Source organism: Pseudomonas oryzihabitans (assembly GCF_007665395.1).
GTDB classification, from domain to species: domain Bacteria; phylum Pseudomonadota; class Gammaproteobacteria; order Pseudomonadales; family Pseudomonadaceae; genus Chryseomonas; species Chryseomonas psychrotolerans_C.
Map to the genome: position 1 here is coordinate 52624 of NZ_VDND01000006.1, position 13884 is coordinate 66507.

A 13884-nucleotide genomic window follows, 5' to 3' on the forward strand; every position below is an offset into this window, starting at 1 on the left:
CCAGGCTCAACGGAAACTCTCCATGTCCCTTCGCAATCTCTCCATCGCCCACCGCGCCACGCTCGGTTTCGCCTTCATCGGCCTGTTGCTGCTCCTGCTGGGCGGCACCGCCCTGGTCAAGATGAACGACATCCGCGCCTCGGGCCTCGCCATCGAGGACCGCGCCATGCCCCGCGTCGCCGCCCTCGACGAGCTGACCGCCCTGACCCTGCGCCTGCGGGTGCTCTCCTATCGCCTCCTGCTCAACCGCGAGCCGGAGATCATCGCCAAGACCCAGGCGCTGTTCCAGCAACGCAACGGCCAGATGCGCGCCGCCCAGCAGCGCTACGAAGCCCTGATCCAGGCCCCGGAAGAGCGTACCGCCTACGGCCGCTATGGGCAGCTGATCACCCAGTACGATGGCCTGCAGCAGCGCATGCTGGCCTTCTCCGCCGCCAACCAGCTGGAACCGCTGCGGCAGCTGCTCAACGAAGACCTGCTGGCCAACTCCGACGCGGTGAACGCCGTGCTGCGCGAGCTCACCGATCTGGTCGACCAGCAGACCGCCGCCGCCAACGACCTGTCGGCCCAGGACTATCGCCATGCCATCCAGTGGCTGGTGCTGCTGCTGGCCGCCACGGCGCTGCTGACGCTGGTCTTCGCCTGGCTGCTGATCCGCAGCATCACCCAGCCCATCGCCCGGGCGGTGCAGGCGGCCGAGGTGATCGCCACCGGCGACCTCACCGAGGACATCCACGTCGAAGGCCGCGACGAGGCCGCCCGGCTGCTGCAGGCCATGAAGACCATGCAGGGTCAGCTGCGCCTGACGCTGCAGGGCATCCTCGGCTCGGCCACCCAGCTCGCCTCGGCGGCGGAAGAACTCAATGCGGTGACCGATGAATCCAGTCGCGGCCTGCAACGCCAGAACGCCGAGATCGAACAGGCCGCCACGGCGGTGACCCAGATGTCGTCGGCGGTGGACGAGGTGGCGCGCAATGCCGTCAACACCTCCCAGGCCTCCCAGGAGTCCGCCGGCACCGCCCGGGACGGTCGCGATCTGGTCCAGGAAACCGTGGGCGCCATCGCCGCCATGAGCGATGACGTCCAGCACGGCGCCACCCTGGTGGGCGACCTGGCGATGCAGGTCAACGACATCGGCAAGGTGCTGGACGTGATCCGCAGCGTGGCCGAGCAGACCAACCTGCTGGCGCTCAATGCCGCCATCGAGGCCGCGCGGGCTGGCGAGGCCGGTCGCGGCTTCGCCGTGGTGGCCGACGAGGTGCGCGCGCTGGCCCATCGCACCCAGGAATCGACCCGCGAGATCGAGACCTCCATCGGCACCATCCAGCAGGGCACCGGCCAGGCCGTGGCGGCCATGCGCAGCAGCACCGAACGCGCCCAATCTACCCTGGAGGTGGCGCGGGGTGCCGGCAGTGCCCTGGAGCGTATCCACGGCGCCATCGGTGGCATCAACGAACGCAACCTGGTGATCGCCAGCGCCGCGGAAGAGCAGGCCCAGGTGGCCCGCGAAGTGGACCGTAACCTGGTGAACATTCGCGAGCTGTCGATCCAGACCGCCGCCGGTGCCGAGCAGTCCAGCGCGGCCAGCGCCGAGCTGTCGCGGCTGGCGATCGACCTCAATGGCCTGGTGGCGCGCTTCCGCCTGTAACGGCCGGGGCCTCGCCGGCTCGCGTCAACGAGGCCAGGCGGCTGCGCGGCGATAGCCGCGCTTGCGGCTACACCCGGTGGCAGGGCAGGGCGAGGGTGCCGCTCGGGCGCGGCTGGCGCTCCAGGCCCTGTTCGATGCGGCATGGCCAGGTGCGGCAGCCTCGCCGAGAGGCGGGGTGGACGGCGGCGGCGCCTGGGGCGCCGCCGCCGGAGCACGGCTTCAGTTCGGTGACAGCAGTTGCAGGACCGCGGTCAACGCCAGCAGCAGGCCGAGCGGTGTGAGCACCGCGGACAGCAACAGGGACAGCGCCTTGCCGGCGCCGGGACGCAGAGTGGTCGGCATGACGATTCTCTCAGGCTCGGGAAGGAGTCGGGAGCCACAGGGCTCCGCCGGAGGAATTGTCCCCCAGCCGCGGCACAGCGTCATGTCAAGAAAGCGCAAAGGTGCGTAAAGCCCGGTGTGATAAAGCGTCACACCGGGCCCGCGGAATCAGACCCGGAAACGCGCCGCCAGGCCGTGGATTTCGTGGGTCAGCGCGGCCAGTTGGCGACTGGAACTCTCGATCTGGTCGGCGCCGCGCTTGGAGACGCTGGCCAGCTCGCGGATGTTGATCAGGTTGCGATCCACCTCGCGGGCGACCTGGGCCTGCTCCTCGGCGGCACTGGCGATCACCAGGTTGCGCTCGTTGATGTCGCCGATGGCGGTGAAGATCAGCTCCAGGCTCTGGCCGGTGCGCTCGGTGGTCTGCAAGGTGGTACCGGCCAGGCTGTTGCTGCGCTGGATGGCCGTCACCGCCGAGCCGGTGCCGGCCTGGATGTTGCCGATCATCTGCTCGATTTCCAGGGTCGACTCGCGGGTGCGTTGGGCGAGGCCGCGGACCTCGTCGGCCACCACGGCGAAGCCACGCCCGGCATCGCCGGCCCGCGCCGCCTCGATGGCGGCGTTCAGGGCCAGCAGGTTGGTCTGCTCCGAGACCGCGCGGATGACATCCAGCACCTTGCCGATCTGGTTGGCCTGCTGCGCCAGGCTGGCGATGACGCCTTCACTCTCCCTCACCGTGCCCTGCATGCTCTGCAGCTCCTCGAGCACCTGGGCCACCTGGCTGCGGTTGGCGCTGGCCAGGCGATCGGATTCGCGCGCGGTGTCCGAGGTGGAGGCCGCGTTGCGCGCCACCTCTTCCACGGCCGTGGTCATCTCGGTCACCGCGGTCACGGCCTGCTCCAGCTCCTGCTGCTGCTGGTTGAGGGTACGGTTGCTCTCGGCGGTCACTTGGCCGAGCTCCTGGGCGGCGGCGTCGAGGCGCTCGGCGGTGCGGTTGAGCTGGGTCAGGGTGTCGCGCTGGCGGGTCTGCAGGATGGCGAGGCCGGCGAACAGCTGGCCGATCTCGTCCTGGCTGCGCACCTCGATGTGGCGGGTCAGGTCGCCCTCGCTCATAGCGGCGAAGTGCTCGCCAGCCTCGCGCAGTGGGGTCAATACCCGGCGGGCGATGAACCAGCCGGAGAGCACCGCCAGCAGCAGGGTCAGGCCGACCAGCAGCAGGGTGCCCAACTCGGCCTGCAGCACCCGGCTGTCCGAGGCGGCCAGCGTGGCGTCGATGCGTCCGTTGATCTCGTCGGTAAAGACCTTGCGCGTCTCGGCGAAGGCGGTGCTGGCATCCTTGGCGCCATCGCTGATGCGGATGTAGCCCGGCAAGTCGCCGGCACGACAGGCCTTGATCTGATTTTCGACGATGAGCTTGTAGGCGTCGAAGGCCTTGAGCATGGCCTCGATCTGCCCGCGTAGCTTGGCTTCCTGGGCACCCGCCAGCATCTCGGTGATCAGCGTGCGGGCGATCTCCAGGCGCTCCAGCGCCAGTACCGTCCCTTTCTCGGCCTTGGCGGTCTCGCCATTGACGCGATCGAGCATGGCGGTATGGGAGTTGGCGCTCGCCCGGCTGATCCAGGTGGCGGCGTTGTTGACCTTGTCGAGCTGGTCCATGGCCAGGCTATCCAGCTCGCGAAGCTGCTGGGCACTGGTGCGCGCGCTGACCCAGCCATAGACACACGCCAGCAGGAGGCAGGCGACGAATACGCTGAGCACGCTGTACATCCCGGTACGAATTCTTGTTGTTCTGGGCATTGCCGGCTTCCTTATGGCGGCATACGGCAGGGGTGCGGTACGCCTTTCGTCTAGCTTTTTCGCCAGCTGTACGCCAAAGCTTGAACCAGTGTCGATGGCAAGGAGCCAGTCGGTATCCGTTGCGCGCCGAGAAGTCGTCGGATGTCTGTGCGGGAAGTGGGGCCCGACGGACGTCGGGCCCGGGGCGGGATCAGGACAGCGGGGTGAACTGGATGACTTCGACCCAGTAGCCGTCGGGGTCCTTGATGAAGGCGATTTCCTTCATGCTGCCGTCGGTCAGGCGCTTCTGGAAGGTCACGCCCAGTTGCTCGAAGCGCGCGCAGGCGGCGCGGATGTCCGGGACCGCCACGCAGGTGTGGCCGAAACCGCGCGGATCGCTGTTGCCATCGTGGTAGCTGAAGTCGGCGTCGTTCTCGGTGCCGTGGTTGTGGGTCAGCTCGAGGATGCCAGGGGTGGACCTGCGCCAGCGCTGGAGGGCTTGCGGGTCTTCCGGTACCTGGTTGCGATCGACCAGGGCGAGGAAGGTCAGGCTGAACTTGGCATCGGGGAAGTCGCGATGATCGACCACGGTGAAACCCAGGACGCGGGTATAGAAGTCCAGCGAGGCCTCGAGATCCTTGACCCTCAGCATGGTGTGGTTGAAGACGAACTCGCGGGTGGCGGCGTCCGGCTGGGCGGTGACGCCCGGCAGGTTATCGAATTGGCTCAGCGACATCAGGATTCTCCGGTGAGGGTGTGGAAATTGGAGAGACCACCCCGCGTAACGTTCCCGCGGAAGAGGCGCCGCTGGCGGTCGCTCACGAAAAAGGGCGGGAAGTCTAAAGGCTTCGAGTCGCCTTTCCCAAACCCGGCTCGCTCGCCCTTGCCGCTGCGCTGTGCGACGAATGGTCGAAACCGCAGCGCTAGAGCAGCAGTCGGATTTGGTAAGCGCACTGCCTGTGCGATCCCCAGGAGACTGATATGAGCAGCACCAGCGACAAGATCAAGGGTACCGCCAAAGAAGTGGCCGGCAAGGTCAAGCAAGGCGTTGGCGAGGCTACCGACAACTCCCGCATGAAAGGCGAGGGTCGTGCCCAGGAAGCCGAAGGCAAACTGCAGAAGAACGTCGGCAAGGGCAAGGAAGCGGTCAAGAACACCATCGACCGCGCCTGAGTCCGAGCTACGCTGGAAAGGCCGCCCCAGGGCGGCCTTTTCTTTTGCTGGTCAGGCCGGGTCCAGCTCCGGGTAGTGCCGGAAGATGCCGTTCTCGCTGAACGGCAGGCGCCGGGGCGAGACGAGGTAGGCGGCGATGCGGGGCAGGGCGGCCACCCGCTCGGCCAAGGCCAGCACCCGCGGGATGTCCGGGGCCAGGCGCCGCATGGCGTTGGGGAAGGCGTAGGTCAGCCCGGCCACCACCTGGAACAGCGACAGGTCGACATAGGAGCGGCGGTCACCCACCAGCCAGGTATCCCCGGCCGGGTTATAGCCCAGCACTCGCTCGAAATAGCTCAGGTAGGTGCGGATGCGCTCGCCGGCGAACGCCTTGGCGCGGCGTTGCGCCTCGGCCTGCTGCTCTTCGTAGGTCAGGGCGATGGCCACCGGATGATGGACGTCGTGGGCCTCGGCGGTGAGGTCGGTGATGGTCAGCTGCAGGCCATGCACCCAGAACTGGGACTCCTCGTCGGCCGGTACCAGGTCCAGCCGCGGCCCCAGGTACTGGAGGATGTTGGCGACGTGGGAGATGACCTCGTCGCCGGCCTTCAGAAAGGGCGGGGCGAAGGGTGGGCGGCGCGTCTTGCCGCCCTGCAGGTAGGCGTCCATCGCGGGAACGCCGAGCCCCTCCGCGTCCGGCGCATTGCCGACATCGAGGTAATCCGCGCCGGCCTCTTCGAGCGCCAGCCGGACGAATTCGCCGCGGCCCTGGATGCTGGGCCAATAGTGCAATTCGTAACGCATGGGAACCTCCGTCGTCTGCAGGGATTGCGGTCCTGGAGGGCTGACCCCTGCCCAGGTTCGAAGGTTTGCCCCACCTGCGGCTTTCACGACGAAGCGCACAACCAATCCCCATCGCTGAGACTCCTATCAACCAGCGGCTAGTCATGAGCACGGCCGGATGGCGGGGCAACGGCAGGTGGACGGTTCCATGCGCATAGGTATTCTCACCCACGTGAAACACCCGGTACGCCAGCCTTTCGCCGGTGGCCTGGAGGCCTTCACCTACGACATCACCCTGCAGTTGCGCGAGCGCGGCCATGAGGTGACCCTGTTCGCCAGCTCGGCCTCGGCGCCCGAGCTGAACGTGGTGCCCATCCTCGACGATGGCAACTACGGCGCGGACGGCTGCCGCCGCAAGCGCAACGTGCTCAGCTCCGAATACCTCGACGAGCACCATGGCTATCTCGACTGCATGCAGCGGATCGACGGCTATGGCTTCGACGTCATCTTCAACAACGCCCTGCACTATGTGCCGATCACCATGTCCGGGCTGATCCGCACGCCCATGCTCACGGTGCTGCACACCCCGCCGTTCTTCGAGCTGATCAACGCCATCGGCGAATTGCACAGGCGCGGTGGCGGCCACTACTGCACCGTGTCCCAGGCCAACGCCGACAACTGGGCGCACCTGGCGCCGGCCTGCCACGTGATCCCCAACGGCATTGATCTCGACGCCTGGCGCCCGGGCAGCGCGCCGGTTGGCGACCATGCGCTCTGGTTCGGTCGCCTGGTGCCCGACAAGGGACCGCACCTGGCGCTGGATGCCGCGCGGAAGGCGGGAGTGCCCCTGCGCCTGGCCGGCCAGGCTACCGACGAACGCTATTTCCGCCAGGAGATCGAGCCGCGGCTGGGGGCGCAGGCCGTCTACCTCGGCCATCTGGACCGTACTGCCCTGGCCGCCGAAGTGGCCCAGGCCCGGGCCTGCCTGGTCACCCCCTGCTGGGACGAACCCTTCGGCCTGATCGTCGCCGAGGCCCTGGCCTGTGGCACACCGGTGGCCGCCTTCGCCCGCGGCGCCCTGCCCGAACTGCTCAGCGCCGAGACCGGCGCCCTGGCTCCACCCGGCGACGTGCCCGCCCTGGCGGCGGCCCTGCGCGAAGCCCTGTCGCTGTCGCGCGAGGCCTGCCGGGCGCGTGCCGAGGCGCAATGGAGCCAGCGGCTGATGATCGACCGCTACGAGCACCTGCTCGCCGAGGTCGCCGCCGGGCGGGTCGCCCGTGGCTAGACCGCCCGTGGCTGAGCTGAACATCGGTTACTACGCCCACCATCACGGCGCTGGCCATGTCACCCGCGCCCTGGCCATCGCCGCGGCCTTCGACGGCCCCCTGACCCTGTTCGGCAGTCGCCTGCCCGAATCCGTGGACCTGCCCAACGTCCAGCTCTGCCCGCTGCCCGCCGATGTGGCGCCGGGGGTGGAGGGCGAGGCCTTCGCCTGCCTGCACTATGCGCCGCTGGGCGTGGAGGGCTTGCGTGAGCGCATGGGGGCGCTGGTGGACTGGTTTCGCCGTGCCTGGCCCTGCCTGCTGGTAGTCGACGTCTCGGTGGAAGTAGCGCTGCTGGCGCGGCTGTGCGGCGTGCCGACGATCTATCTGCGCCAGCGTGGCAGCCGCTTCGATGCGGCCCATGAACTGGCCTATGCCAGCGCCAGCCGCCTGCTGGCGCCCTATCCCGAATGCCTGGAAGAGCCTGGCACGCCGGCTCCCTGGCGGGCCAAGACCTGCTATGCCGGTAGTCTGTCGCGGTATGCCGGGCAGCCCAGGGCGGCGCAGTGCGAGTCCCGGACGGTCACGGTCATCGCCGGTCATGGCGGTACCGCCTTCAGCCGCGGGCGTCTGGCCGCCGCCGCGCGGGCCTGTCCCGACTGGCGTTGGACGGTACTGGGTCCGGTGGCGGACGACGCCACGGCGGTGCCGGCCAACCTGGCCTTCGCTGGTAGTGTCGCCGACCCCGCGCCCTGGCTGACCCGGGCCGAGGTGGTGGTCGGCTCCGCCGGCGACAGCCTGGTGGCCGAGCTGGCCGAGCTGCGCTGCCGCTTCGTCTGCCTGCCGGACGCCCGGCCCTTCGACGAGCAGCTGTCCACCGGCCGGCTGCTGGCCGCCCAAGGCCTGGCGATCACTCGCGAAACCTGGCCCGCCGAGGGTGACTGGCCAGGGCTGCTGAGCGCGGCGCGCCAGCTCGATCCGCAGCGGTGGAACCGGGTAAGCGACGGCGAGGGCGCGCGTCGCGCCGCCGCCTGTATCCAGGCCGTTGCCCGGGAGGTGCTGGCATGATCGTCCTGACCCTGGTCCATGGCCGCGAGCGGCAACTGGCCAACCTCATCCGCGGCCTGGAGCTGGCCCCCACGCCACCCGCGGCCCTGGTGGTGGTGCAGATGAACGAGGCGCCGCGCACGCTGCACAGCGCGCGTTTTCCGATCCAGGTGCTCGGCGTCGAGGGCGACGGCATCCTGCCCCTGGCCGCCGCGCGCAATGCCGCCGTGGCCGCCGCGCCGGGCGAGGAGCTGGTGTTTCTCGACGTGGATTGCATCCCCGCGCCCGGGTTGCTCGACGGCTATCGTCAGGCGCTGGCGGTACGCCCCGAGGCGCTGCACCAGGGCTTCGTCCACTACCTGCCGGCCGGGATCGCCGAAGGCGACTGGACGCCCGAGGAGTTGCTGGCGACGGGCGTGATCCATCCGCTGCACCGGGATAGACCCGCCGGCAACGACATCCCCCATCCCCTGTTCTGGTCGCTGAACTTCGCCTGCCGCCGCGCCACCTTCCAGCGTATCGGCGGCTTCGACGACGGCTATCGCGGCTATGGCGGCGAGGATACCGACTTCGCCTTTCGCGCCCGCGAGGCGGGGGTAGCCCTGTACCAGGCGGACGCCCGGGCCTTCCACCAGTACCACCCCACCTACCATCCGCCACTCAATCACTTCGCCAGCATCCTGCAGAATGCCCGGCGTTTCCGGGCACGCTGGGGGGTGTGGCCCATGGATGGCTGGCTCCGCGACTTCGCCGCCGCCGGCTACATCCACTTCGACGAAAGCCGCGGGATAGAAGAGCTCAGGACGCCAAGTGCCGCCGAGATCGCCGCTTGCCGGGATGCCAGCGGGTCGGGCTTCTGACCGCGCCGCGCAACCAACCCGGCCGGCGCTACTCTGAAGGTAGGGCTGGTCTGAAATGCCGCCGGGCGTAGGCCTCTTCAGACAGCCGCCCGTCATTCGTCTCGAGGAACGTTCGTCAGGAGCCGCCATGTCCTTGTTTGCCTTCAGCCTGCGCGGCGTTTCGCCGTTCACCCTCATCAAGCGTGCCGTCCAGGAATTCGTCGCCGACGACATGCCGACCTATGCGGCGGCACTGGCCTACCAGATGCTGTTCTCGCTGTTTCCCTTCCTGCTGTTCCTCATCGCCCTGATCGGCTTCCTGCACCTGCCGGACTTCTTCACCTTCCTGCGGGAGCAGGCCGCCTACCTGCTGCCGGTCACCGCGCTGGATACCGTCAATCCCATCATCGACCAGTTACAGACGCAGAAGGGTGGCCTGCTGTCCTTCAGTATCATCGTCGCGCTGTGGTCCGCCTCGGGTGGTTTCCGCTCGCTGATGACCGCCATGAACAGCGCCTACGACGTGGTGGAGAGCCGCCCCGCCTGGAAGCGCATTCCCCTGTCGGTACTGCACACCATAGGCCTGGCCGGCCTGCTGCTCAGCGCCGCGGCGCTGATGGTGCTCGGGCCCCAGGTGATGAACTGGCTGGCCGCCTACGTCGGCCTGGAAGACTACATGGTGACCCTCTGGGCGCTGATCCGCTGGCCACTGGCGGTGTTCATCCTGATGATCGCCGTGGCTGCGCTCTATTACGTCACCCCCGACGTGAAACAGAGCTTCCGCTTCATCACCCCCGGCTCGGCGCTGGCCGTGGTGGTGTGGATCCTGGCCTCCCTGGGCTTCGGCTACTACGTACAGAATTTCGCCAACTACAACGCCACCTACGGCAGCATCGGCGCCATCATCGTGCTGTTGCTGTACTTCTACCTGTCTTCGGCGGTGCTGCTGTTCGGCGCGGAAATCAATGCGGTGATCGAGCACCACAGCGACGAGGGCAAGGAAAAGGGCGAGAAGACCCCGGGTGATGGCGGCGTGGAAGCCGACGAAGAGATTCAGGCGGGTCAGGACGAGGGCGCCCAGCAAGAAGGCGTCCTGGGTGAAGCGCGGGTGGTGAAGCGCTAGAGCGCAGGTTGGGCTGAGACGGCTTCATCGTCGAAGCCCCACCATGGCCAGCACCCGAGGCGAGATCCGTTGGGCTTCGCTGCGCTCAACCCAACCTACGACGACCCCGTGGCCGCGATAGGTCAGTATTCGGTAGGGTGGATAACAGACCGTAGGTTGGGCTGAGACGGCTTCATCGTCGAAGCCCAACATGGCCAGAACCCTGATGCGAGACCCGTTGGGCTTCGCTGCGCTCAACCCAACCTACGGCGACCCGTGGCCGCGACAGGTCAGCAGTCGGTAGGGTGGATAACAGACCGTAGGTTGGGCTGAGACGGCTTCATCGTCGAAGCCCAACAGTGCCGCTACTCCGAGGTCAGGCCTGTTGGGCTTCGCTACGCTCAACCCAACCTACGGTGCCCCTAGGAGCGGCCGCATCGGCAGACCGCCATGGCCGCGATTGGCGCAGGACAAGAACGCCTTACTTCGCCTTGCCCTGATTGGCCACCGCGGCCATCTTGGCGGCGACCTCGTCCGGGTCGGCCAGGTAGTAGTGCTTGGTGGGCTTGAGGTTATCGTCGAACTCGTACACCAGCGGCACGCCGTTGGGGATGTTGAGGCTGACGATGTCGCTGTCGGAGATGTTGTCCAGGTACTTGATCAGGGCGCGCATGGAGTTGCCATGGGCGACCACCAGCACGCGCTGGCCACTGCGGATGGCCGGGGCCAGGACGTCGTTCCAGTAGGGCAGGACGCGCTCGACGCAATCCTTGAGGCATTCGGTGCGCGGCACCTGATCCAGCGACAGACCGGCGTAGCGCGGATCGGCGGCCAGCGCCCGCTGCTCCTCGAGGCTCTGCTCGGGCGGCGGCGTGTCGTAGCTGCGACGCCAAACCAGCACCTGTTCCTCGCCGTACTTGGCGGCGGTCTCGGACTTGTTCAGCCCGGTGAGGCCACCGTAGTGCCGCTCGTTGAGGCGCCAGTCGCTCACCACCGGCAGCCACATCTGGTCCATGCCTTCCTGGACATGCCAGAGGGTACGCACAGCGCGCTTGAGCACCGAGACGTGGGCCACATCGAAGAGGAAGCCGGCGTCCTTGAGTGCCTGGCCGCCCTCGTGGGCCTCGCGGATCCCCTGTTCGGTCAGATCCACGTCCGCCCAGCCACTGAAGCGGTTTTCCAGGTTCCACGCCGACTGGCCATGGCGGATGAATACGACTTGCGACATGCGACCTCCATCTTGGGATTCATTGTTTGGCTCACGCCTACGCGAAGCTGTGCCAAACATACCGCAGATGGAGGCTGCCGGCATCGGCATCACGGAAACCGTGATGCGTCCGGCACTCGGGGCAGATCTCAGGCCGCCAGGGCGCGGCGGGTCCGCTCGATGACGCGTTCCAGCCCGGCAGCGGCACTGTACTGCTCGGGATAGAGGCGCTCGCTGCGGCAGGCGACGCCACGCTCGTCGACCACGGTGAAGCTGAAGCCGCCCTTGCGCGAAGCCGGGGTGGTGATGCACTGGAACGGCGCGAAGGCCGCCTGGAGGTGTTGCATGGCCGCGATGGCCTGGTTTTGAATGTTCATACGACTATCCTTGGGATCCACGCTCAGTCGGCGCGGTGAAATAACTCCAGCAACCTCGTGCCCATGACGGCCGACGGCTGAATCTCTGGCTGGAGGAAGGCAGCGTGTGGGCAAGATGCCCAGGCATGCAGGTAAGTACTTGGGAAGGCAGGCAACCGGCCGGGCACGAGATTCAAAGGCCAGGGCGGCAGATCCTGAGCAATCGAGGGGATCGGAGCGATCCGGATGACGCTGATTTCGCGCTGCTACTACGAGCGGAAAGACGTCCGGCGATTGGGGTCAGCTTGGTACTAACCTAGTCAAGCTAGCAGGATCGATGCCAAGGGCGCAAGCCCGTCGGTCGGCGACGGGCTTGGCGGTCACTAGCGCTCGACGAGCTGCATCCAGGCCGCGGGATAGCGCGTACCGGCGACCTGCTCCGGGGTGAACAGGCGATCCAGCTCGGCGTTTTCGGCTGCGCTCAGGCGCACCTCGAGCGCGGCGAGGTTCTCCAGCAGATAATGCCGCCGCCGGGTACCCGGAATGGGCACGATGTCCTCGCCCTGGGCCAGTACCCAGGCCAGGGCCACCTGGCCGGGCGTCACGCCCTTGGCCTCGGCCAGGGCGCGGACCCGCTCCACCAGCTGCAGGTTGCGCTGGAAGTTCTCGCCCTGGAAGCGCGGACTCAACCGGCGATAGTCGTCCGCGGCGAAATCCTCCGGTGACGTCAGGGCGCCGGTGAGAAAGCCCCGGCCCAGGGGGCTGTAGGCCACCAGCGCCACTCCCAGTTCGCGGCAGGTGGCGAGGATGCCGTGCTCCTGGGGATCGCGTGACCACAGCGAGAACTCGCTCTGCAGGGCGGCGATGGGATGCACCCGCTGGGCCCGGGTCAGGGTCTCGCTGGAGGCCTCGCTCAGGCCCAGGTAGCGGACCTTGCCGGCCTGCACCAGCTCGGCCATGGCGCCCACGGTCTCTTCGATGGCTACCTCCGGATCGACCCGGTGCTGGTAGTAGAGATCGATCTGTTCGATCCCCAGCCGGCGCAGGCTGCCGTCCACCGCCTGGCGTACATACTCGGGCCGGCCATTCACCCCGCGAGCCGTGGGATCGGCACTGCGCACCAGCCCGAACTTGGTGGCCAGGAACACCCGCTCGCGACGCCCGCGCAAGGCTCGGCCGAGCAGTTCTTCGTTAAGGTGCGGTCCATAGGCATCGGACGTATCCAGCAGGGTGACCCCCTGCTCCAGCGCCAGGTCCAGGGTGGCGAGGGCCTCGGTCTCGTCCGTCGCGCCATAGAACTCGCTCATGCCCATGCAGCCCAGCCCCAGGGCGGATACCAGGGGGCCAGCGCGGCCCAGTCGTCGTTGCAGCATGACGTTCGCTCCTCTCGATAGATGACCGGCTCAGTCTGGGTGTTGAGCTGAAGCGAACAAAGCTGGTATCTGGGTAAACTCTATTCGACCGGACTGAATAATCATGGACCGACTGGCAGCCATGCGCGGCTTCGTCCGCATCGTCGAGCGCCGCTCCTTCACCCGTGCCGCGGCCGATCTGGGCCTGTCACCGGCCATGGCGACCTTGCTGGTGCAACAGCTGGAAGCCCACCTGGGGGTGACGCTGCTGCACCGCACCACCCGCCGGGTCAGCCCGACCCTGGACGGCGCCGCCTACTACGAGCGCTGCGTCGGGTGGCTGGCCGAGCTGGACGACATCGAGGCGGCCTTCAGCCAGCGGCGCCGGCAGCCGCGCGGACGGCTGCGTATCGACCTGCCGAGCAGCCTGGGGCGGGTGCTGGTGATGCCCGCCTTGCCGGACTTCTGCCAGCGTTATCCGGACCTGGAGCTGGTGATCAGTGCCGACGACCGGCCGGTGGACGTCATCGGCGAGGGCATCGACTGCGTGCTGCGCGGCGGTCCGGTGCACGACGAGGGCCTGGCGGTGCGGGCGCTGGGCGCGCTGGTGCAGATCACCTGCGCCAGTCCGGCCTATCTCCAGCGCCATGGCCTGCCCGCGGGCCTGGACGACCTGAGCGGACATCAGCTGGTGCACTACCGCTCGCTGCGCAGTGGTCGCCGGCTGCCCTTCGAATTCTGCCAGGCCGGCGAGATCCGGCGGCTGGAGCCAGCCGGACGGCTGGCGGTCAGCGGTGCCGATCTCTATGTCGGCGCCGCCCTGGCCGGGCTCGGCCTGATCCAGGCGCCGCTCTATCACCTGGCCGCGCACCTGGGGGCCGGGCGCCTGCAAGAGGTGCTGCCCGACCAGCGCCCGCCGGGCCTGCCACTGGCGGCGGTCTATCCCCTGGCCAGCCAGACCTCGCCCCGGGTGCGGGCCTGGGTGGAGTGGCTGGACGACGTCTTCGCCGCGGTCGATCCGGCCTGGCTGCAGCGTTGA

Annotated in this window: 14 protein-coding genes and 1 pseudogene; 8 read left to right on the forward strand and 7 right to left on the reverse strand. The window is 68.0% G+C overall.

Annotated elements, in window-relative coordinates:
* Positions 1 to 22: 22 nt before the first annotated feature.
* Both FSV73_RS26155 and FSV73_RS26160 read left to right on the forward strand, forming a co-directional pair.
* A pseudogene (locus tag FSV73_RS26155) lies at positions 23 to 790 on the forward strand (MCP four helix bundle domain-containing protein); the annotation flags it as partial.
* Positions 785 to 1648, forward strand: coding sequence for a methyl-accepting chemotaxis protein (locus tag FSV73_RS26160; RefSeq protein ID WP_437179288.1), 864 nt, complete (start codon positions 785 to 787; stop codon positions 1646 to 1648). The pseudogene FSV73_RS26155 and the gene FSV73_RS26160, both read left to right, overlap by 6 nt.
* A gap of 219 nt (positions 1649 to 1867) precedes the next feature.
* On the opposite strand, the gene FSV73_RS25800 is transcribed toward FSV73_RS26160, so the two are convergent.
* The 3 genes from FSV73_RS25800 to gloA all read right to left on the reverse strand — a co-directional run bounded on the left by FSV73_RS25800 (position 1868) and on the right by gloA (position 4481).
* Positions 1868 to 1990 (reverse strand): hypothetical protein, encoded by a 123-nt coding sequence (locus FSV73_RS25800; protein WP_260856084.1) that lies wholly within the window; start codon positions 1988 to 1990, stop codon positions 1868 to 1870.
* A gap of 147 nt (positions 1991 to 2137) precedes the next feature.
* A complete protein-coding gene (locus FSV73_RS13950; RefSeq protein WP_145008457.1) occupies positions 2138 to 3766 on the reverse strand; it encodes a methyl-accepting chemotaxis protein in 1629 nt (542 codons plus the stop codon).
* Positions 3767 to 3956: 190 nt separating this feature from the next.
* A complete protein-coding gene (gene gloA, locus FSV73_RS13955; RefSeq protein ID WP_145008458.1) occupies positions 3957 to 4481 on the reverse strand; it encodes a lactoylglutathione lyase in 525 nt (174 codons plus the stop codon).
* A gap of 245 nt (positions 4482 to 4726) precedes the next feature.
* Here gloA and FSV73_RS13960 point away from each other — a divergent pair, with 245 nt between their 5' ends.
* Complete coding sequence (locus FSV73_RS13960) at positions 4727 to 4918, forward strand: CsbD family protein (protein ID WP_007161448.1); 192 nt, start codon at positions 4727 to 4729, stop codon at positions 4916 to 4918.
* Between the two features lie 51 nt (positions 4919 to 4969).
* Here the strand turns inward: FSV73_RS13960 and FSV73_RS13965 are convergent, their stop codons facing one another.
* On the reverse strand, positions 4970 to 5701 hold the full coding sequence (locus FSV73_RS13965; protein ID WP_145008459.1) for a glutathione S-transferase family protein: 732 nt from the start codon (positions 5699 to 5701) through the stop codon (positions 4970 to 4972).
* A 187-nt stretch (positions 5702 to 5888) separates the two neighbouring features.
* Between FSV73_RS13965 and FSV73_RS13970 the strand changes: the two genes are divergently transcribed.
* The 4 genes from FSV73_RS13970 to FSV73_RS13985 all read left to right on the forward strand — a co-directional run bounded on the left by FSV73_RS13970 (position 5889) and on the right by FSV73_RS13985 (position 9951).
* Entirely contained in the window at positions 5889 to 6965 is a 1077-nt protein-coding gene (locus FSV73_RS13970) for a glycosyltransferase (RefSeq protein ID WP_145008460.1), read from the forward strand.
* A gap of 7 nt (positions 6966 to 6972) precedes the next feature.
* On the forward strand, positions 6973 to 8010 hold the full coding sequence (locus FSV73_RS13975) for a hypothetical protein (RefSeq protein WP_145008461.1): 1038 nt from the start codon (positions 6973 to 6975) through the stop codon (positions 8008 to 8010).
* The gene (locus FSV73_RS13980) at positions 8007 to 8849 is read left to right on the forward strand and encodes a glycosyltransferase family 2 protein (RefSeq protein WP_145008462.1); all 843 of its coding nucleotides are present in this window, start codon (positions 8007 to 8009) and stop codon (positions 8847 to 8849) included. The genes FSV73_RS13975 and FSV73_RS13980 overlap by 4 nt, the downstream gene beginning before the upstream one ends.
* A gap of 127 nt (positions 8850 to 8976) precedes the next feature.
* Positions 8977 to 9951: a YihY/virulence factor BrkB family protein gene (locus tag FSV73_RS13985; RefSeq protein ID WP_145008463.1), complete on the forward strand. Its 975-nt coding sequence runs from the start codon at positions 8977 to 8979 to the stop codon at positions 9949 to 9951.
* Between the two features lie 460 nt (positions 9952 to 10411).
* On the opposite strand, the gene gpmA is transcribed toward FSV73_RS13985, so the two are convergent.
* The 3 genes from gpmA to FSV73_RS14000 all read right to left on the reverse strand — a co-directional run bounded on the left by gpmA (position 10412) and on the right by FSV73_RS14000 (position 12866).
* The gene (gene gpmA / locus FSV73_RS13990; protein WP_145008464.1) at positions 10412 to 11158 is read right to left on the reverse strand and encodes a 2,3-diphosphoglycerate-dependent phosphoglycerate mutase; all 747 of its coding nucleotides are present in this window, start codon (positions 11156 to 11158) and stop codon (positions 10412 to 10414) included.
* Positions 11159 to 11286: 128 nt separating this feature from the next.
* The gene (locus tag FSV73_RS13995) at positions 11287 to 11514 is read right to left on the reverse strand and encodes a hypothetical protein (RefSeq protein ID WP_145008465.1); all 228 of its coding nucleotides are present in this window, start codon (positions 11512 to 11514) and stop codon (positions 11287 to 11289) included.
* Between the two features lie 362 nt (positions 11515 to 11876).
* On the reverse strand, positions 11877 to 12866 hold the full coding sequence (locus tag FSV73_RS14000; protein ID WP_145008466.1) for an aldo/keto reductase: 990 nt from the start codon (positions 12864 to 12866) through the stop codon (positions 11877 to 11879).
* 103 nt (positions 12867 to 12969) lie between these two features.
* On the opposite strand from FSV73_RS14000, the gene FSV73_RS14005 reads away from it, so the two are divergent.
* Positions 12970 to 13884: a LysR family transcriptional regulator gene (locus FSV73_RS14005; RefSeq protein ID WP_186309236.1), complete on the forward strand. Its 915-nt coding sequence runs from the start codon at positions 12970 to 12972 to the stop codon at positions 13882 to 13884.